The following is an 18,983-nucleotide window of genomic DNA, read 5'->3' on the forward strand; positions in this document are numbered from 1 at the left end:
TTTTGATCCCCTAGTGATCCTGGACATCCTCTGCACCCGCTATCAGGACATCGAGCGGGACTTCGCGGCGCACGGCGCTCGGGGCTTGTCCGGTCGAAAGCCAGGAACGGCGAGCGCGGTACAGATTCCAGTACCTCGCCCGTCCTGCTCGCATCGTCGCCGGTGAAGGCGGTTGGGGCATCAAGGTCACCTGGTCTCCGTCGTTCGGTGCGTGCGCTCCGACCGAGCCGAGACCGAGCGTCAGTTTGCCGTTGACCACCTGTGCGGACGTGACGTCGGCAGAGAAGCGCTCGAAGAATTGATCGAGTGCTGATCCGACCCATCCCGTAACTGCCGAATCAACCCGCATCCTCGAGTCCAGCCGGTCGCAGGTCACCGACACCGAAACGTTGCGGCGGCGTGAACCTGTCGGCGGTGCCGCCACCGATGCGATGCCCTGGGCCACGTGTCCCGTGTGCAGCGCTCGTACTCGCCACAGTGGATCACTCAGCAACGCAGCGGCTTTGAGGTCGGCGGCATCGCATCGGGTCCGTAGTCCCATGGCTGCACTAGCTGAGTTGTCCGGCCGTGACCAGTCGTGGCCCGCAGTCGTGGCCGACAATGTCCGATCCCAGGAGTATCGGTCATCGTCGTGTATCGGATCGAGAAGCGGCAACAGCGGTCCCGTTGCGATGCACGCTGCCCACTCATGCAGGCCTGCGACGCTCTCGTCGGTAATGCCGAGCCAGGAACGCCATGTTCGGGCCGCTCGCTCGGCGTCGGGCGCAGTGCCGAGGACCAGACGCGAGGACGACGCAGCAACCAGATCGATCACCGCCGACGTTCCGGGATGGTCGGCCCGATCGGCCCACCATCCGATCATGGCGGCAGCCCCCGCTATGTCCGGATCAGGGTGGTGGGCGTGCGCACGCGCCAGGGCCAGCAGGCTCGGTATCGTCGCGGCGTCATCAGTGAGCAGCATGGCCGGTTCAGCCGTACCCACCGTCGTTGCCCCGTTGCGAGCGAGCAGGGCCAGAGCCTCGGTGTCGTGCGCGGACTCTTCGGTGCATCCATCTCGAGCGACGGACACGGCCAGCGTTGTTCCTCGCGTGACCGCACGCACGGCCACTGCGGTCGTGGACGGCTTGAAGGTTGCATGTGCCAGCCGAGGGACCGGTTGCATCTTCTCGGCGGCGTAGAGGCGTTGCGCGAGGTCGAACCACTCCACGCTCATCGCTCGTCACCGTCGACGAGGATCAGGGCGTTGCTCGCGCACTCCCACCCTGCGCGCAACGCCATTGTGGCGGCGTCGGCCGCTGCGCTGGCGACGACGATGCGGATATCGGCGGCGGCGATTCCAGTGCCGGTGAGCACCCTGTCTGCGTACTTGAGCAGTTCCACGGGTCCGCTTTCGTTCATCGCGTGGCCCCCGATCCGACTGGCACGTGCACCGTCGATGCCCATGCCGGTGTGACGCCCCTACCCTGGACGCCGCCGATGATTGCGCACACCAGGTGCGACCTCGTGGGCCGGTCGGGCCAGGGTGTATCGCCATCGGTCAGCACCACGACGACGTGGGGTGCAGGGCGCGCAGCGTTGGCTGCGGCGATTCCCACCCTCATATCGGTTCCGCCACCACCAACCAACGTCACATCAGCGACCGATCGTACGTGTTGTGCCGTAGTGGATTTGGCGTCACACGCCAGAATCCGAACCCGGTCGCGTGCGATGCCACCAGCTTTGAGAACTCCCGCCACTTCGCCCATCGCGGCATCGAGGTCTGCGCTCGTCATCGACCCGGACGTGTCGATGACGAGCGAAACCGTGATCGACGGCCCCCGCATAGCCGGGGCGACGATTCCAGGAATGCGACGACGGGAGGGACGGGAGTACGAATAGTTCGTCCTACCCGCCTGCTCTGCCAACGCACGCCGAATTACGGCCCGTAGCAGACGATCCCACGCCACAGTCGGCGGGGCGAGAACATCAGCTGCCCACCGGACCAGTCCCGCCGGGGCACTACCTCGACCGGTACCAGCTGCTTCGCGAACTGCCTGCGCGACAGATCGGCGCACCAGGTCCGCTTCCGCATTGTCCAGTCCCTCCGTGATCACTTCTCCCGAGCCGATGAGTTCGCCGGGGACCGCAGGGCACCCCGATCCTGATCCGCATCCCGGATCGCCTTCAGCGCCAGCGAGTTCGACGGCAATCGGTTGCACAACCGGGTCACGTAGGTAGTCGTAGTACTGCTCGGCTGTGTCTCCGGGAAGGCAGCCGAACGATTGAGGGGTGATCACCCCTTCGGGCAGGCCGACTCCCGCAGCCAACAGGTCGTCGTTGATTTCGGCGTCGGCCGCGAAGTTCCACACCAGGTGATCGATGGGCTTCCCCAGAGCGGCGGCGCGGTCAGCATGTGCCCGCAACAGATGCCCGACCTCGTGCAGTAGCACTGCACCGACCATCGGCACCGGCCATGCGCAAGGCCCGATCAACAGATCCGGGTCCAAGTACAGCCGCCACCGAGCATCCACCGCGAAGGTACCCAGGCCCGGTGCCGCCACGGGTTGGGCTGCGAACAGGGCGCGCATGAAGTAGGGCATGTGTTCGGCCGACACCAGCCGTGCGAGTCGGAACGCTCGCATTTCAGCCGGTTCGAGCGCGCGCACACCGCTCATGCCGCTGCCTCGACCAAGCCCGCTGCCACCAGCATCGGTGCAAATCGGCGCGCGCTGGCCGGAACGGAGGCCTTCGCCGGTCGCGCTTTCGCCAGGGTTCGTGCCGCAGCCCCGGCTACGTCGGGCGCTCCTGCCTCGGCGGCGGCAATCAGCGGACCCCAGGCGTTGCGCCACGCTTCGACAGTGCCGCGCGAGGCCGCCCACGCCGTCACACCGGACAGCACGGCCCACACCAGATCAGGACGCGAGCGCCAATCGAACGCTGTCTCGGGGTTTTCGACAACGGCTACGGGGTCGGGGAGGTCGGCGTTGCGACGCCATTCGAGGAACTCGACACCGGTGCCTTCCCCGATCAGGCCGAACACCACCGCGTTGGTCGCGGCGTTGTCATCGTCGCGAAGATGTGGCAACACCTTCGCGAGCATCGACCAGGTGCGCCGAGACGGCCATGCGCCACCTGTCTGCACTCCGACCTTCGGGAACGCATCGAGCGCCTCGGGTGCACGCTGGATGTACCCGATGATGGAACTGCGCACCAACGCCTCCCGCTGCTCGTCGCTGGTCACCGCACGCGAATAGGCTGTGCTTGCCCAACCCGTGGCCATGCCGTCGAGCCATTCATCGACAGACGGCGTGAACTCGATGTGGCAGAAGCGGTTTGCCAAGGGGGCCTCCAACTCGTACCCCCCTGCTGCGCAATCGGGCGGATTTGCACCTGCGATGACCCGAGTCTCCTTCGGCAGTTGCAGATCACCCACCTTCAAATCCAGTGCGACTGCCAGCATCGCAGCCTGAACGGCCGGTGGACTCGTGGTCAGCTCGTCCAGAAAGAGGTAGCCCCCGCCCTCTGCATGTAGCCGTCGCGCCCAATCCGGGGCCTCCAATCTCACTCCACTCTCACGGACTACCGGCAGGCCTGCGAAGTCGGCAGGCTCCCGCAAGGACCCCAAGACCGTTTCGCACAACACCCCTTCGGATGCAGCAAGTGCTCGAACCAGGCTCGACTTCCCCATACCCGGCCCCGAAATCAACAACGACGGGACACCAGCCCTTCCGCACGCATCCACAACAGTTACCGCAGTCGCCAAATCCGGCATTTGAAACTCCTCGAAAGATGGGCAAGATGGTCAGTCTCGCCAACAACAGAACGCCTCAATCATACCGCGCCAGAACGCTTTTCACCCAGTCACACCAACCGCCACTGTCCCCGGCGCACTCAGTGCCGGGGACAGTGGCGGTCCGGGCTCAAAAAGCACCGGACCGCCACGTGTGCTGGGTGAAGTGTCCGGGTCCCTCGATATCGTCGAACCCACTCGAAAAAGGCCGGGTCGCCCGAAAGAAAGGACCCAACACGTGACACCGCTCGAAACAGCCATCGCCGCGCCACTGCCCCCGCCCGCGGCGGCGGACATTTCGTCATGGCGCTCGGACGCATTGTGCGCACAGACAGACCCCGAGGAGTTCTTCCCGCCCCCGGGTGGAGCAACCAGCAGAGCAAAGCGGGTCTGCGCAGAATGCCCCGCCAGAGCTGCTTGCCTCGCCCATGCACTGACGTACAACGAACAGCACGGCATTTGGGGCGGAAAGACACCACGAGAGCGCCAAGAGCTTCAGCACACCACAGCCACAGAGAGCCGGCCTACCCGGCATCAACAACAGGCGCTCACGATAGCCACGCTTTCGGCCCAGAACGTCCCAGTCGAGTCCATCGCAAGCCAGCTCGGAATCACCACCCGGCAGGTGTACCGAATACGCTCCCGCACAGCGTGAATCAACGCGCGAGTCGCCGGTCAAACCTGCCCGGTGATGCCGACCCCGTTATAGTCGGCGCGGTCAACCGCGGTTGATTGTTGAAGCGTCTCGACTTGCGTCGCTCCTCGCTGAAAGCTTCTCGCCGCAGGAGATGTCTTGGCCGGCGAGAAGGTCCGCAAGAACGACCGCGCGCGCCGCATGGGCCAAGATTTCGGCAGGTAGCGGTGGACCATCGAGGGTTCGGATTCGCATAGTTGTCAGTATGGCGTTCGACTCCGACAAGTTGCTGTCCCGCAACGTTTCCGGTGCCGATTCACGGGTCACTGGGGTGTCCATGGCATGCATACCTCGCGCATTCTCGACCAGTGCATGTGCGGTGGCCGTATCGCGCCTCGGCCCAAACCGCCTGTTTCGACTGTTGGTTTGCCCTGCAGACAGATCCGTGGGCTCAGGCGACCGAGGTGGCCGTTCGGATGGAGGTGGCCGGCCGACCAGGCATCGATGTCGACGGGATGCACTTCCCATCTCAGCACCTGCCCCTCACCCTGGCTGCGCTTCTTCCCGATTGCATCGATCGATGCCAGGGTTGCGCTCACCCGGTCGATGTCGCCGACACCTCGCCAGAGCACAGTCCGCGTGGAGGTCAGTAGGAGCGGCATCTGGCGTGCGCGATATCGGCCCTGCCGGTCGGAGATGACCGATGGTCGGTACCTCGAGAGTTGCTCGAGCGCACGGTGGTCGGGGCGTCCGCTCCAGTGATGGATTTCCGGGGCGTCGACCGGGTCTTCGGGATAGGCGTATGTAGCGCACCAATGCCAGTCGTCGCCTCCCCCCAGAGTGCACCGAGCGAGTGGCAGATCCAGATCGGCGGGCACTTCGTCGGGGCCGGCGGCTTCGAGGTACTGTCCGCGGCCCCGAGCAGCGGCTTTCTCGTCTTCCCACATCTCGGATGCGAGCAAGCCATCGAGGCTCGTCGCCCATGGAGCTGCATGCGCAAGTCCGACCGCCAGGTGTGCTTTCACCTCAAACGGCCTCATCACGTCAGCGCCTCCATGACTTCCAGCGCCTCCTCACGGCGCTCTCGAAGATGGGTTCGCCAGTCGAGCTCCTTCGGGTCGTCGCCGGCGAGAAGGGTCCGCTCGAAGCTGGTGCGGACGAGACCGTGTCCGATAGCTGTACGCCCGCCGATGGTTCCGGACTCGACGAACCTGCCGACGACGTCGGAGAAGAAGGCCACGTCCAGATCGGTTGCGCGATCGAGACGCAAGAAGGACTCGAATCGTGTACCGGCAGGCAGTGTTTCGATCTCGTAACGCATCAGAGAGCTACCGTCGACGGTGGCTGCGTCGGTTCGGGCGACTGTGGGGAAGTCATGATCGGTGGAATCGTCGAACCGGCTGTATCGTTCGAGCGCCATGGTGTCGAATTGGCTCAAGACAGCACGGTCAGGTGCGGGACGGCTCATGAGGTGGTCGGTTTCGAGGACGTGCGGAATCACTTTGCCCACGCGGAGACAGCCGTCGATCATTCGACCGCCGCCGCTGCCGCCAAAGACGCTGACCTGTGGGTTCAATGTACGGAGCCGGTGGAGCCGTTCGCCGGACAGTGGCTCTCCGGTGACCTTGGTCAGGCTGCCCCCGTTCCGAAGTGTGTGAGCTGCAGACAAGCTGAGAAGCCCTTCGTATGCAAGGGCGTCCCGTAATAGCTCCTCTCCGATCCGCCGGAGCGCCCCTCGGAAGGAGTTGCCGGACACAATCGGAACCAAGGCTGCGGAACCGTTGGGCTGCAGTATTTTTTCGCGCCGGAACAAGGTCGTTGTGGTGGCGCTGTGTTCACCGCGGTGCGAGATCGCCGAGACCGCTGTGATGTCGAGCTGCCAGCGCAGGGTCGAGGTCACTTCTGCCTCCTGGGCGATGTAGCAGTCGCTGTGGTGGCCCGGCGCGCTTGAACAGCTTCGGCCACGATCCGTGTTCGGAGTACGAGGGCGGTGGTGTTTTCCCGTAAGAGGGTCAGGACCGGTATCGATTCCTCGCGTAGAAGGACCGATAGTTCGAGGCGTTGTTCTTTCGTCGACGGCGCTGACTCGAGATCGGTTGCCACGGTGCTCCACCATCGATCGAGGTCGGCTCCGCCGGTGTATGTCGCGACCCGGACTCGGTCTGGCAGGTGGTGGTCCCAGTACAGCTCTCTCCGGCGTCCCACCCACCCGGTGTCCCAGTTGATTCCGTAGTGCAGCAGCAGCAACAGTCGTTCGGCTATTGCTGCTGCACCGGTGACGGGCGGCAGGAAGCTGGCTGCGTCCAGCCAGGTTTGGGTCGGTGTCGTAGCTCTGATCGGGGTCATGCCGTGCCTCTGGTTGACGTTGAAGCCGTCGCTGCGAGGTCGAGGTACACAGGCCGCTCTCGCCACGGATCGAGGCTGTCCCAATCCGCGAACACAGACGTCCACGTTCGATGCGGAATGTTCTTGAGCGTGCTGAATGCCGGCGCTGCGCGCGCAAGGGCGGCCAGGGAGAACCCTCGCCGTCGCAATCGCACGACTGCGCTCAGGCGTTCCGCGTCGTGCTCTGTCCATGGAAGCGCGATGTCGTCGACGGCGACCCGACCCCACCGGGCATGAGGAAGAATGTGCTTGCGCCCAGGACGTAACGGAACGACGACGGCGGACGTCGGAGAGATCGCTTGTCCCAGAACGCGACGTAAGCGGGTCTTCGACAATTTCGTGGCACGCCGTGGATCGCTGGTGACCAGCAGGAGGTCCGAGCGAAGTGCCGTTGTCGTGTACACCCAAACGCAGACGCGACACATCGTAGGAGCCGCAACGTCTACCCACCCGTCGAACCCGGTGAACGTTCTCGACACAGTCTCACGCACTCGCCGTCCGGAACCTTCTGTCGCGCCACCGCACCGCGCGCACGCGGAGTCACCTGAAACTCCGGTTGGTGGCCACGAAACCGCAAATCCTGTCGCGGCCTCGTAGGCGGTCGTCACAACGTCGAGCGCTGCTCTGCCCCTTGATAGTTCGGCCATATCTGTACTCTAACGGCGCGCCCGGACACTACGGACAGGCCAACTTTCACCGGCACAGTCCAACTCACCAAGGACTCGGGCCGGGCGCTGGTGCGTGCCGGCCGACGTTGGCAGGAAAGTCGTCGGCGAGCAGAGCAGCCAGCTCAACGAACGCGCGTTGTGCAGGCTTGCCCAGTAACTCGAGATCGATGGTGTCGCCTTCGGCAAGGTGGTCGTCGTACGGGACGACCTGGACGGCGCGAGTGCGTTCTGCGAAGTAGGACTTGAGTTGCTCGACATCGAGGGCGGTCGAGCCCTTCCGTGATTCGTTGATGACGACGACGGTGCGTTTGACCAGGTCGTCGAAGCCGTGTCGCGACAGCCATTCGAGGGTCGCCCCAGCGCTGCGTGCTCCGTCCTTGGCTGCGGAGGAGACCAGGACCAGTGCGTCGGCTTCTTTGAGGACGCCTGCCATGGCCGAGTTCATGAGACCGGTGCCGCAATCGGTCAAGATGATGTTGTAGAACTGTTCGAGGATGCGCAGTGCGGCGGTGTAGTCGTGCTCGTTGAATGCTTCGGAAACGGACGGATCACGCTCGCTTGCAAGAACTTCGAGCCTGCTTCGCGCTTGCGAGGTGTAGCTCCGTACGTCGGAGTAGCTGTGTACTTCTTTGTCCGCGAGCAAGTCTCGCACTGTGCGGTCACTGTCTCGGTGAATGCGGTACGCGAGCGTCCCGAAATCTGGGTTGGCGTCATAGGCAATGACGCGGTCGCCCCGCAGTGCTGCGAAGGTCGATCCAAGCCCTGTTGTCGTGGTTGTTTTTCCGACCCCGCCCTTCATGGAGAGGACTGCGATCTTGTAGTTCCCTCGAACCGGTTGCCGTACGCGGCGCAGGAGCTGCTCGTACTCGAGTTCAGCCGGCGACTGGCCGGGATTGGCTGAACCGAAGGAGAGTCGGTAGAGCCATCGTCGCCAACCTTTGCTAGGTGGCAGTTGCGCACGGCGGATCAGCTCCAGTTCGTCGATCGACCGCGGAGGGGCAACAGCTGCTGTCGGCCTTGCTGTCGGAATTGCTGTGGGCACTGGTTCTACCAACTGAACGGGCTGCGAGGTGAAGGGGCGATGAGCTGTCACTGCCGGAGAGTCGGGGGCGCTTGTTGGCTCCGGGTGAGATGTCGGTGCTGAACTGCCGGCCGACTTGTTGGTGTGCCATTGCTCAACAGCGGGTGCGGAGCCGCCCTGCCCTGGCCAGGCCGAGGGCCGGTCCGGTATTGGTACCTGACCATCGTTGACGCGCGGCGGCCGTGGGGCCGGCTCCGAGGTGGGTCGATGAGCACCAGAATTGGGCTGGCTCGCCGAGGGGGAGCTGCTGGGTGCGGCGCTGGGCCGGTCTCTCGGCACGATTTCGGATGCGACTTTGGACCGGGCTTGGGGTACGTTTTTTGACACGTTTTCATCAGCGTTGTCGGCTGCGATTCTGGGTGCGTCGATTGGCACGAATTCGCTGGCTACAGGCTGTTCACGGGCGGGTTCTGGCTGACCTGCACCTGAGTCCTGGAGGAGGTCACTGTCCTGCCCATCGTGGCGATCTTCCGACCCCCCTTCTGGCTCGGAATCGTTCGACTGATCGGTCGCATTGTTCGCCGCCGACGGATCAACTACCCACCGGGGCAACGCGCTGCCTGGGTCGGACTCTGTGGGACTCATCGGTCGCCACCTCTTCCTCTTGCTCATTCAACGGACGATATCCGGGCGAACATAACACCGGCACCGGACACCTCGAACAACCCGAAAACTGCTGCCGAGCGACCACACGGACGCCCATTGTGTAACCGGTAATTCCGCCTGTTCGGGGTAGCAGCTTCTGCTTCGTCCAGTCTGAAGTGTCCGTGTCCCGACTATCGTTGTGGCGGTGCGTAGCAACGATTTCGACGGCCTCGATCTCACTCGCCTGCGGTCCCTTCGATCCTCGCGACATGACATTTCGACGATCGTCGATCGCGTGGCCGAACACCTCGACGAATTCGATGGGTACGTCGCATTCAGCGGTGGAAAGGATTCCGTCGTTGCTGTTGATCTCGCCCGTCAGGCGGACCCAGATGTCCCGGTAGCTTTTTTCGATTCCGGTCTCGAATACCCCGAGACCTACGCCTACGTCGAGCAGATTGCGACGAAGCTGGGACTGGACCTGCACATCATTCGCGCTGAACCAACGCTGTTGACTGTGATGGCCCGGACCGGGGAATGGGACCACGGCGGTAGCCCGTCGGCTCATGTACCCGCGCGAGGCTTCGAGACCTTGATTGCGCAGCCTGCCCGGGCTGCGCACACCAAATTCGGTGACGGGGAGGTCTGGGGCGTGCGGGCAGACGAATCCAGGAAAGGAACCGGCAGGTGGTCGATGTACTACTCCGCTCTCGCACGTGAGATCAACGAGCGCTGCCAAGGCGCGAGCTGCTGCAGCAACAAAGCGGAGCAGCGTCGACACCACGGGGGGACGGTTCGCCGCAACGATGGAACTGTGGCCTATGGTCCGGTGTGGGACTGGTCCGCGGACGATGTGCTGGCCTATTCCCATCAGCACGAGCTTCCGAGCAACCCTGTCTACGCCAAACTGGCCGCGCTGGGCGCACCTGCAGCGAATCTGCGGGTTTCACACATTCTCGACGGAAATTTTCTCGAATCGGGCAGGGTCACTCGTCTGCGTCGAGGTTGGCCGAGCCTGTTCGAGGAGATCGCCGCAGTGCTCCCTCGAATACGCGAGTTCGTGTAGATCGCCATATCGACTGTGCGCGTGTAGCATTCCTGGTACTGAGATTGCACAGGGTGAGTCGGAGGCACACCACACGGTGGCCTCCGACTACTTTTTCGTGTCGAACCAGGAGATCTCACATCCGGCGACCGCCGCTATCCCTGGCTCATGAAAAATGAGCTTTCAGGGTTGAGCTCCAACAACAGTCGATATCCCGGTCCTGTCCGCTCGGTCTCATCTGTCAGGTTCAGCATCCGACCCACGAGATCGTCTCTGCCGATCTCGCGAGCGAATTCCCTCGCGGTGACGAGACGTTCAGCATGGCGCGCTTCATCGACTGTGGTGAGAGATTTCCGGATCGAGAACCCGCCGTTGTAGGCGGCCTGCTCGGCTGCTCTTGACGGCAGAGGATGGGTCATTTCCTCGAAGGCGTCGTCGGTGAGCGGCGATCTGTTTCCCTCCATATGGTGAAGATTTTCGGCCACCTGTCGAATTGTGGGTGTCGCGCCTCCAGATCCGGAGTGCAGGAGGTATGCCCAGGGGGTCGAGTGCACGAGATAGCGGGGGATGTAGCGCTTGTTTTTGCGGCGTCTCCTGGGGATGAGAGCCGCCGGGAAGTCCGATACCGATGGATCGCCGTGGATCGCTTTGACTTTCTGCGCCGCGGCTATTGCACACCCCCAGTCCAACGAGCCCCACAACGGGTACGGAACGTGCCCACCGTGCACCGCTCTGAGGTTTTGTGCGATCGCATCGTGATAGTGGCCTCCCACGAGAAACCTGTCCTCGGGCCACCCGTTGAAAAAGACGTACAGCGGAATTGCATCTTCGGTCAGGCTCTTGAAGATCAGGTTGTCGTATTGCTTGACTCCCTTCACTGTGTGTCCGAGCTGCTCGTACATGTCGGCATCGTGACTTGCGCGTTTCGCTTGAATTCGGAGCTTGATCCACCGCTCCTCGGCCGAAGAACCGATCCACCACTCCCAATCTGCGCCGTTTCCCGCTTCGACAGCCTTGTCGAACTTCGTCACTCGCAACGACGGAATGTGAGTCTGCAACCGAATCAAATTGAGATCGGTGAGCGTCTCTTCTCCAGGTCCGATGCCGCCTGCAATTCCCGTCTCCATCAGGTCCCACGTGTCGGAAGCAGCGAAATTCATTGCATGGACCATATGGTTGGTCCGAGGGTGTCTACTCATTCCGTAGTCGATTTCAAGCGGTCCTGCGGTCGCGTCGCGATCGCAGTTCGTCGATCCCGGCGACCTTGCCGCTTCCCGCAGCGACTGCAGGGAGCGCACGGATATCGGCAGCCACGTCCGCGACTGTATGCCCGAGCGCGATGCCGAACACGCCCTGCCCACCGCGTAACAAGTCCACAATCTCGTCGTCAGATGTGCACTCGTACACCGAAATACCGTCGCAGAGCAGGGTCACAGATGCCAGACCCTGGGCGTCACGCGCACGCAGGCACTCGATCGCAATGCGTACATTTTGCAAAGACACTCCGGCCTCGAGCAGGCGACGAATCACTTTGACCACCACGATATCGGAGAAGGCATACATCCTTTGCGATCCCGAACCGGATGCAGCGCGGATCGACGGTGACACAAGCCCTGTACGGGCCCAGTAGTCGAGCTGGCGGTACGTTACCCCAGTCACTTGCTGGACCTGGGGCGATTTGTACCCCGGACACCCGTTCACGGCGTCGTCGGCGATGCCGTTCGAGGTCTTGAAAAGCCCCGGCACGATGTCCTCGAACGAACCCTGTTCGCTGCAGCTCACAACTCGCACCCACCCTTTAATCGATCGTTCGATGCACGATACCGCTCGACATCACTCTCCTTTCTCTCCCGGCCAGCGGGCCAGCTCTGCACGTTTGGCCCGCACCGTTACTCGGTGGACAAACCGAGCAGCCATCCGATGAACGGCGTAAGACGAGGAACACCGAACCTGAAGAGCAGAAACACCGCGAGGAAGACGGCTATCGTGACCCGCCTGGATCGGAACTCCGTGAAGGAACGGATCGCTATAACGGCAGTGACTGCCACTACCAGGGAGCAGAAGTTCAGCACGTCGTCGCCGCTCGTCCGAGCAAACCTGCCGATGCAATCGGGCTGAGTGGGGTCATTTCATGGGGCGTGATGCTGTTCATCGCCGCACCGTAACGATTGTGGCACCGATGGCGGAGGTCTTGAACGGAACGTAGAATTCCCCGAATAGGGGAATTCTACGAAGCTTGATCCCACGGGCGTGTCGGACAGTGTTCGGCCACCACCGTCGCCCTGCCGACGTTCAGCATTCGCGATCTCCCGCGCTTCCGGTGGCCGTGAACCCGGATCTAGCGCATACCTGCGCCCTGACAATCACTGCCATACAACCTGTTTCGCAGATGTCATATGCCTGCCCGTTACCTTTTGAGCAGTCCTGAGAACCGAGCGTTACGGGTGCAGGTCGGCCGCGGAATCAGCCTGCGAGAATCACGTTCATCGCATTCAGGAGCGCGCCGACAGCCGGGATTCGGGTCGAGCTCGCCGCACGCAACGAACGCGTCACGGCCGGCTCGGTCGGCAGATACCGCACCCCGGCCGTTCGGACTCGCGCGGTGTCCGGAACCAGCGCGACGGCCAGACCTGCTTCGACGAGGGCCAGTTGGGTCGAATAGTCGGACACCTCGTAGCGGATCGTCGGTTCGACTCCAGCTTCGCGCAATGCGTGCACGAGCGCGGAGTGCGCATCCGACCCTGATGGGCATACCGTCCAGATCGATTCCGTTTCGCCGGAGAGGGTTGCCATCTCACGGCTATCCTCGATCGGTACCGCGAGGTGTACATCCTCGGTGTGGAGGGTGTGGACGTCGATACCTGCGGGGACCGTCGCCGGCCGATGGTCCCAGGACTCGAAGACGACGAGATCGAGGGTGCGGTGCTGGAGGCGGTCGAGCAAATCGATTCCTTCTCCGTCGACGACCTCGGGGCGCAGCAGTGGATACGTGCGAGCGAGGTCTGCCAGAGCTGGGACCACCAGCCGACGTAATGCACTTGCGACCGCGCCTACTCTCAGCGCTCCGGCAACGTCGGTATCGATCGAGGCAAGGTCGTCTTCTGCGGCTTCGGCGAGAGCGGACATGGCGGCCGCACGTGTCGCCAGTGCGCGACCGGCGGGGGTCAGCCGTATCGACCTTCCCTCTCTCTCGACCAGGGTGGTGCCGGCTTCCTTCTCCAACTTGCGGATGTGTTGCGACACTCCAGGTCCGGTGAGGTGTAAAGATTCTGCAGCTCGAGTGACAGAACCTTGTTCGGCTACTGCGGCGAAAACTTTCATCCGATCCCACGACAACATATAAGTGATACTACTGTTTTAGCGGTAGAACTGGCTAGTAGACTTATCGGTTTGTAACTGGTTGCCTTGACCAGGTGACCAGAACCGCGATACCGAGAGCTGACGCCGCCGATCGGGGGGTGGGCGGGAATGCGGCGCTGGTCATCGCCGGTGCCGCGTCGCTGTCGCTGTCCGCCACCTTCGTCAAACTCGCCGATGTCACCTCGGGGACGGCGGCATTTCTACGATGTCTTATCGCGCTGGCGGCTCTCGTTCCGATGGCGCTGTGGGAACTTCACCGACGCGGCGCAATGCCGACGAGGTTGTATCCCATGGCCATTGGTGCCGGAGTCTTCCTCGGAGCGGACTACGTGATGTGGACCGCGAGCATCCTCGACGTCGGTGCCTCGATCGCCACCGTCCTTATCAATGTCCAGGTCGTCGTGCTGCCGCTGATCGCGCTCGTCGTCGATCGAACCGCAATCCCCCGACGATTCCTCATGGCGGTGCCTTGCATGCTGCTCGGCGTTGCACTCGCCGGCGGACTCATCGGCGGAACAGGAGCCGACAACGCGCTCCGCGGGTCCATCCTGGGAATCTCCGCCGGTGCCGCGTACGCGGCCTACCTGTTCCTGAACCGCCGCTCCACCCAGCGAAGCCCCAGCCATCTGGTCACCCCGATCTGTGTGGCCACCGCATCGGCAACGGTCACTGCCGGCATTGTCTCGGCAGGCCTCGGAGACCTCGATCTCGACATCTCCGCGGCCGCGTGGGGATGGATGATCGCGCTCGCTTTGCTCGGACAGGTTGCCGCCTGGCTGTTCATCAGTTCGGGATCCCGATCGCTGGCGGCTAATACCGTCGCGGCCTTACTCCTGCTGCAGCCTGTGCTGGCTATCGCGTTCGGATTCGTTGTCCTCAGCGAGCGACCCACCTGGATTCAACTGGCCGGAGCCGCCGTCGTCGTCGGAGCCGTCTGGACCGCAACCCGACACCCCCACCACCCTGACTCCACTTCAAGCCACGGAAGAGGCCTTCATGACCCCATCTCCGACGAGCATCGATCGAGTCGTCCTACCCACCGATAGCACCATCCCCGTCGCCCGCAGCGCCGAATACGACACCTACTTCAGGATCTCCCGCAGCGCCGACCCGCACGCGTGGGCGGTCAGCGCACTGACCGTCGTCACCGCCATCACCACAGATCTGCCGCAGTCCACTCTGGACAACGACTCACGACTCCGCCTACTCGACGCCCTGGCCGTAGTCGTCGGCGACGCCTCCGCCGCAGCAGCTGTGGCCGCACAGGGACGAGATCCTTCCCCGCTGGCAGCGCCGGCAGACCACAGCACGGACGATCGCACCCCGCAGGCTCCCAACGACGCTGCACGACAAGCGATCACACGCTGGAAGAAGGGCCACCACCTGTTCCACCTGTTCGTCATATCCATGAACAGCCGGCTCGCGGCAGTGCTGGAGTGCCTTGCAAACAAGCAGTGGCCCGCTCTCGCCCACCAACTCACCGAACTAGGGACTCTCTACGCCGGGGCGACCGAGAGCATGCGGTACGCGTCCGATTTCTCACCGGAGATCTACCGTGACTTCGTCCGGCCATCCATGGAACCGCCCTGGCTCGAACCCGGGTTCTCCGCCGTGTTCAACCGGGATCACGACGTGATGCTCACCCGCGCCAAGATCGTCCGTACAACACTCAAGACGGCTGAACTTCCCGGCGTCGCAGCAGATTCCGCACGACGGCTCTGGAAGAGCCAGGCCGAGAACCGGCGCGCCCACCAACTCATCTGCCAACGATTCGTCCCCGGCGGCGATTCACTGCTGCAAGAGCACTTCGACAGCACCGGTCAGAGCAACTGAAACAGAAAGGCTTCGCCCTCTCATGATCACCGTCATCGAAACCTGGCACCTGACCGCCGAAGCGGCCGAGAACGCCCTCTCGGTCCTGCAAGAAATGGACGAACTCCTCGACGACAACGCACACCACCACCCGGGGTGGGCGGGCCACGCGCGCTTCTTCCAGCACGCATCGGACCCCCAACGCGTAACGATGACCTACCCCTGGGAAAGCGCCGAGCACGCCACGCACCTCATCGAATCGGAGACGCCACTACTCGAAGATTTCTACCGCCGGTACTGCGAACGCCCCCGCGAGGTCGTCTTCGCCCACGAGCTGCCGGTCGACGTCGAATGACCCCCGACCCAACAAAGCCGACTGGCGACTGGACTCCCGAGCAGCTCAAAGCCTTCGGCACCGACACCCTCGATCGAATATGTCGACACTTCGCCGCGCTCGACGACGTGCCCGTCACGACGCCGGCCGATGCGGCCGATGTCGCCGACGCGATCGACAGCGAGCTGCCATCCGAGGCAACAGATTTCGCCGACATACTCGACGACACCTGGAACAACGTCGTTCCGCATTTGACGCACTGGAACCATCCACGATTCCACGCCTACTTCAGCAACAGTTCCTCCGGACCGGCCATCCTCGCCGAGATGACCGCTGCGGCATTGAACGTCAACGTCATGTTGTGGAAGAGCGCGCCCTCGGCTGCCGCCGTCGAAGACACCGTCACCAGATGGCTCGCCGAACTGCTCGACTACCCCGCCGCAGACGCACTGCTCGTCGACGGTGCATCACTGGGCACGTTCTACGCGTTGGCCGCCGCCCGCCACCGGGCACAGCCCGAGGTTCGACATCACGGAACATCCGGCCAGAAACCCGGCCGGATCTACACCTCCGACCAGGCCCACTCGTCGGTCGACAAAGCTGCGATCGCTCTCGGCATCGGGCTCGACAATGTCGTACGCCTACCCACCGACGCTAGCGGCCAACTCGATCCTGCTGCTCTGTCGACTCGCATTGGATCGGACGTCGCGGACGGTTACACACCGATCGCTGTTGTCGCCACCGTCGGTACGACCACTTCAGGTGCTCTCGACCCGGTCGAGGCGATTGCGGCCGTGTGCCGCGACCACCGAGTGTGGCTGCACGTCGACGCCGCGTACGGAGGCTTCTGGCGCATAGCCCCGGCCATCGCGCAGGTCCTTCCGTCACTCGCGGCCGCCGATTCTCTCGTCGCCAACCCACACAAAGTGCTCTTCACCCCTATGGAGTGCGGGGCACTGTTCTGCCGTCACCCCGGAGCACTCGAAGCCGCCTTCACACTGGTTCCCGAATACCTGCGTACCGACACCACCGGCGGTATCGACTACATGAATTACACCCTCAACCTTGGGCGACAATTCCGAGCTCTGAAACTGTGGTGGACCCTGCGCGCCTTCGGAATACGAGGCATCCGAACTCGACTCGAACACAGTCTCACCCTGGCGACGAGGCTGCGAGACGCCCTTGCCGCAGACCCGCGGTGGCATCTCGCGAACGATTCGCCGCTCCCCTTGCTCTGCCTCCGGATCTCCTCTGCCGACGGACAGGCGACGCGGAAGATCCTCGAGACCGTCAACAGCACCCACCGGACGCTGCTCTCCCACTCCGAGCTCAACGGCCACTACGTCATCCGAGTGTCCATCGGCAACATCCACACCACTGCCGACCACATCGACCAACTGGTTGCCGAGCTCACCGAGGCAGCCGACGCCGTCGTCGGCACACCCCGTCCACTCGCTTCAGTGACCGTCACCCAACAGGAGGTATCCGCGTCGTGACCACCACCATTTCCACCGAGGCCATGCTGCACGAGAAGGCGGCAGCAATATCCGCCATCGGGCGGTGGTCCGCGGCCAACGAGAACTTGCCGTGGGCCCCGGCCCCCGACTCCCATGCCGTGCACTGGAGTTATGCCGAGCTTCGACCGCTCGCGATCGCGGCAGCCGACATGGTCAAGGGCGACCGAGCAGCTCTACGGGTACTGACCCTCGCCAATCCGGGCCATGCCCGCGAGGCCGCCGTCGGATATCTCTATTCGGGGCTGCAGATCATCAACCGCGGTGAAGGTATGACCCCGCATCGGCACGCGCCGACGGCCCTGCGCTACATGCACGAGGGTGACGGGGCATGGACGGCCGTCGGTGGAACCAAGATGTATCTCGAGCCTCGCGACGTGGTGATCACCCCCGCCGGCGAATGGCATGAGCACGGCAACGACAGCCCCACCGACTCCCCCGCCATCTGGCAGGACTGCACCAACGACCCCCTCGTCGCCGCCCTCGCCGCGACACAGTTCGAGCTCCACACCGACAACACCCACCTCGAGCCCCACATTTTCGCGCAGGACAGACACCACCGAAACCTGAGCGAGCCGCTGCTCTACAAGTGGGACAACGTACTTCGCGCCCTCGGTGAGCAACAGCGGACCCACGAGGCCGACCCGCACCACGCATACCGACACACCCTGCACGCAGAAGGAACCCACGACCCTGTCACACCGGTCATCGATGCTGCATTCACACTCCTACCTGCAGGGATCCGAACACAACCGATGCGGCGCACCGCTTCCGCCGTCTTGATCGGGGCACAAGGGTTGTCCACCATCCACGTCGACGGAAAGCCGTTCCGGTGCAGCGAAGGAGACAGCATCGCCGTTCCATCGTGGTCGACTGTCAGCTACGTCAACGACACCGACATTCCAGCCGTGCTGTTCGAGTTCAACGACGCGCCCGCGATGACCGCCCTCGGTCTCTACCGCGAAGAGAAAGACGCACAACGGTGACACCAACGTCGACCATCACGATCCTGCTGTCCGAAGCCCACATCCTGACGCTCAATGACGGCTCCACTCGACCATGCGGCTTCTGGGCCGAAGAGTTCATCACAGCCCATCGAATCTTCACGGCCGCAAACATACGGACGATCATCGCGACACCCGGCGGCGGCGCTGCGCACGTCGAACCCGACAGCATGCACGCCCCTCACAGCCCAGACCCTGACGGGTACAGAACGTACCTATCCGGTCTGAGCGAGAATTTGCGCGCGCCGGCCGCGCTCGAAACGGTTGACCCCTCTACCGTCGACGGGATCTTTGTGCCCGGCGGCTACGGGCCAGTGGTGGACCTGCACAAGAACTCTCACGTTGGAGAGTTTCTCCGCGCGCTCCGACGGGAGGGGACCCCGATCGCGACGGTCTGCCATGGAACTGCGGCGTTGCTTGCCGACACCGCATCCGGAGCAACGTGGCCGTATGCAGCCCTGACGATGACGAGTTTCTCGGACCAAGAGGAAGCCGATGTAGGACTGCTCGGCACGCTCCCCTTCACCGTCGAGCAGGAAATCCGGCGCCGGGGCGGCACGTACACCGCAGGACACCCGTGGCAGCAGCACATCGAAATCACCGACACCCTCATCACCGGACAGAACCCCGCCTCCACCGAGGCGGTCGCAGAACAGCTGACCCAACGGATCGCAAACTACTCCAGTTCGACTACCCGTTCAGGAACTCGCTAGTTCACCGGCCGGTTGACCTCTCGGCTTTGTCCCTGGATGGAACTGCTCGGAACGCTGTAACGTGCGTGGGATTTAGAAT

At 63.3% G+C, this 18,983-nt stretch carries 19 protein-coding genes; 8 read left to right on the forward strand and 11 right to left on the reverse strand.

All coding sequences use genetic code 11. From position 1 onward, the window contains the following. Nucleotides 1–10: 10 nt before the first annotated feature. From CH290_RS28070 to CH290_RS28085, 4 genes are read right to left on the reverse strand one after another with little or no spacing between them, the layout of a single operon-like run. A complete protein-coding gene (locus CH290_RS28070; RefSeq protein WP_032364836.1) occupies nt 11–1,213 on the reverse strand; it encodes a hypothetical protein in 1,203 nt (400 codons plus the stop codon). Next, complete coding sequence (locus tag CH290_RS28075; protein ID WP_032364835.1) at nt 1,210–1,398, reverse strand: hypothetical protein; 189 nt, start codon at nt 1,396–1,398, stop codon at nt 1,210–1,212. The genes CH290_RS28070 and CH290_RS28075 overlap by 4 nt, the downstream gene beginning before the upstream one ends. Beyond that, complete coding sequence (locus tag CH290_RS28080; protein ID WP_032364834.1) at nt 1,395–2,654, reverse strand: vWA domain-containing protein; 1,260 nt, start codon at nt 2,652–2,654, stop codon at nt 1,395–1,397. The genes CH290_RS28075 and CH290_RS28080 overlap by 4 nt, the downstream gene beginning before the upstream one ends. Beyond that, a complete protein-coding gene (locus CH290_RS28085) occupies nt 2,651–3,751 on the reverse strand; it encodes an ATP-binding protein (protein ID WP_032364833.1) in 1,101 nt (366 codons plus the stop codon). The genes CH290_RS28080 and CH290_RS28085 overlap by 4 nt, the downstream gene beginning before the upstream one ends. A gap of 256 nt (nt 3,752–4,007) precedes the next feature. On the opposite strand from CH290_RS28085, the gene CH290_RS31235 reads away from it, so the two are divergent. Then, entirely contained in the window at nt 4,008–4,424 is a 417-nt protein-coding gene (locus CH290_RS31235) for a WhiB family transcriptional regulator (protein WP_230591896.1), read from the forward strand. Between the two features lie 302 nt (nt 4,425–4,726). Here the strand turns inward: CH290_RS31235 and CH290_RS28095 are convergent, their stop codons facing one another. From CH290_RS28095 to CH290_RS28115, 4 genes are all read right to left on the reverse strand, one after another. Then, a complete protein-coding gene (locus CH290_RS28095; protein WP_032364832.1) occupies nt 4,727–5,443 on the reverse strand; it encodes a hypothetical protein in 717 nt (238 codons plus the stop codon). Then, complete coding sequence (locus tag CH290_RS28100) at nt 5,443–6,303, reverse strand: hypothetical protein (protein ID WP_032364831.1); 861 nt, start codon at nt 6,301–6,303, stop codon at nt 5,443–5,445. Before CH290_RS28100 ends, CH290_RS28095 begins: the two co-directional genes overlap by 1 nt. Beyond that, complete coding sequence (locus CH290_RS28105) at nt 6,300–6,749, reverse strand: hypothetical protein (protein ID WP_032364830.1); 450 nt, start codon at nt 6,747–6,749, stop codon at nt 6,300–6,302. Before CH290_RS28105 ends, CH290_RS28100 begins: the two co-directional genes overlap by 4 nt. A 750-nt stretch (nt 6,750–7,499) precedes the next feature. Next, complete coding sequence (locus CH290_RS28115) at nt 7,500–8,498, reverse strand: MinD/ParA family ATP-binding protein (RefSeq protein ID WP_327213655.1); 999 nt, start codon at nt 8,496–8,498, stop codon at nt 7,500–7,502. An 823-nt stretch (nt 8,499–9,321) separates the two neighbouring features. Between CH290_RS28115 and CH290_RS28120 the strand changes: the two genes are divergently transcribed. Beyond that, nucleotides 9,322–10,188: a phosphoadenosine phosphosulfate reductase domain-containing protein gene (locus CH290_RS28120; RefSeq protein WP_052049301.1), complete on the forward strand. Its 867-nt coding sequence runs from the start codon at nt 9,322–9,324 to the stop codon at nt 10,186–10,188. Between the two features lie 134 nt (nt 10,189–10,322). On the opposite strand, the gene CH290_RS28125 is transcribed toward CH290_RS28120, so the two are convergent. From CH290_RS28125 to CH290_RS28140, 3 genes are all read right to left on the reverse strand, one after another. Further along, nucleotides 10,323–11,327, reverse strand: a complete 1,005-nt coding sequence (locus CH290_RS28125; RefSeq protein ID WP_141215919.1) for a DUF6615 family protein — start codon at nt 11,325–11,327, stop codon at nt 10,323–10,325. 52 nt (nt 11,328–11,379) lie between these two features. Further along, nucleotides 11,380–11,913, reverse strand: coding sequence for a MerR family transcriptional regulator (locus CH290_RS28130; RefSeq protein WP_275041285.1), 534 nt, complete (start codon nt 11,911–11,913; stop codon nt 11,380–11,382). Between the two features lie 717 nt (nt 11,914–12,630). Beyond that, nucleotides 12,631–13,506 (reverse strand): LysR family transcriptional regulator, encoded by an 876-nt coding sequence (locus CH290_RS28140; protein ID WP_032364825.1) that lies wholly within the window; start codon nt 13,504–13,506, stop codon nt 12,631–12,633. A gap of 74 nt (nt 13,507–13,580) precedes the next feature. Here CH290_RS28140 and CH290_RS28145 point away from each other — a divergent pair, with 74 nt between their 5' ends. Genes CH290_RS28145 through CH290_RS28170 form a run of 6 tightly spaced genes read left to right on the forward strand, consistent with a single transcriptional unit; the run spans nt 13,581 to nt 18,904 of the window. After that, nucleotides 13,581–14,573, forward strand: coding sequence for a DMT family transporter (locus tag CH290_RS28145; RefSeq protein ID WP_230591638.1), 993 nt, complete (start codon nt 13,581–13,583; stop codon nt 14,571–14,573). Further along, nucleotides 14,524–15,360, forward strand: a complete 837-nt coding sequence (locus CH290_RS28150; RefSeq protein ID WP_052049299.1) for a 3-methyl-L-tyrosine peroxygenase-related protein — start codon at nt 14,524–14,526, stop codon at nt 15,358–15,360. Before CH290_RS28145 ends, CH290_RS28150 begins: the two co-directional genes overlap by 50 nt. 22 nt (nt 15,361–15,382) lie before the next feature. Continuing rightward, complete coding sequence (locus tag CH290_RS28155; RefSeq protein ID WP_032364824.1) at nt 15,383–15,694, forward strand: hypothetical protein; 312 nt, start codon at nt 15,383–15,385, stop codon at nt 15,692–15,694. Then, nucleotides 15,691–17,169 (forward strand): pyridoxal phosphate-dependent decarboxylase family protein, encoded by a 1,479-nt coding sequence (locus CH290_RS28160; protein ID WP_052049298.1) that lies wholly within the window; start codon nt 15,691–15,693, stop codon nt 17,167–17,169. Before CH290_RS28155 ends, CH290_RS28160 begins: the two co-directional genes overlap by 4 nt. Then, nucleotides 17,166–18,173 (forward strand): cupin domain-containing protein, encoded by a 1,008-nt coding sequence (locus tag CH290_RS28165; protein WP_052049297.1) that lies wholly within the window; start codon nt 17,166–17,168, stop codon nt 18,171–18,173. Before CH290_RS28160 ends, CH290_RS28165 begins: the two co-directional genes overlap by 4 nt. Beyond that, the gene (locus CH290_RS28170; RefSeq protein WP_052049296.1) at nt 18,170–18,904 is read left to right on the forward strand and encodes a type 1 glutamine amidotransferase domain-containing protein; all 735 of its coding nucleotides are present in this window, start codon (nt 18,170–18,172) and stop codon (nt 18,902–18,904) included. The genes CH290_RS28165 and CH290_RS28170 overlap by 4 nt, the downstream gene beginning before the upstream one ends. Nucleotides 18,905–18,983: the final 79 nt, after the last annotated feature.

The sequence above is a fragment of the Rhodococcus sp. 06-156-4 genome, assembly GCF_002259345.1.
Taxonomy (GTDB): Bacteria; Actinomycetota; Actinomycetes; order Mycobacteriales; family Mycobacteriaceae; genus Rhodococcoides; species Rhodococcoides fascians_E.

What these genes read in the sequence shown, in the direction of transcription:
- CH290_RS28070 (WP_032364836.1), bottom strand. Translation starts at nt 1,213, where the DNA reads ATGAGCGTGGAGTGGTTCGACCTCGCGCAACGCCTCTACGCCGCCGAG.
- CH290_RS28075 (WP_032364835.1), bottom strand. Translation starts at nt 1,398, where the DNA reads ATGAACGAAAGCGGACCCGTGGAACTGCTCAAGTACGCAGACAGGGTG.
- CH290_RS28080 (WP_032364834.1), bottom strand. Translation starts at nt 2,654, where the DNA reads ATGAGCGGTGTGCGCGCGCTCGAACCGGCTGAAATGCGAGCGTTCCGA.
- CH290_RS28085 (WP_032364833.1), bottom strand. Translation starts at nt 3,751, where the DNA reads ATGCCGGATTTGGCGACTGCGGTAACTGTTGTGGATGCGTGCGGAAGG.
- CH290_RS28095 (WP_032364832.1), bottom strand. Translation starts at nt 5,443, where the DNA reads ATGAGGCCGTTTGAGGTGAAAGCACACCTGGCGGTCGGACTTGCGCAT.
- CH290_RS28105 (WP_032364830.1), bottom strand. Translation starts at nt 6,749, where the DNA reads ATGACCCCGATCAGAGCTACGACACCGACCCAAACCTGGCTGGACGCA.
- CH290_RS28125 (WP_141215919.1), bottom strand. Translation starts at nt 11,327, where the DNA reads ATGAATTTCGCTGCTTCCGACACGTGGGACCTGATGGAGACGGGAATT.
- CH290_RS28140 (WP_032364825.1), bottom strand. Translation starts at nt 13,506, where the DNA reads ATGTTGTCGTGGGATCGGATGAAAGTTTTCGCCGCAGTAGCCGAACAA.
- CH290_RS28150 (WP_052049299.1), top strand. Translation starts at nt 14,524, where the DNA reads ATGACCCCATCTCCGACGAGCATCGATCGAGTCGTCCTACCCACCGAT.
- CH290_RS28155 (WP_032364824.1), top strand. Translation starts at nt 15,383, where the DNA reads ATGATCACCGTCATCGAAACCTGGCACCTGACCGCCGAAGCGGCCGAG.
- CH290_RS28160 (WP_052049298.1), top strand. Translation starts at nt 15,691, where the DNA reads ATGACCCCCGACCCAACAAAGCCGACTGGCGACTGGACTCCCGAGCAG.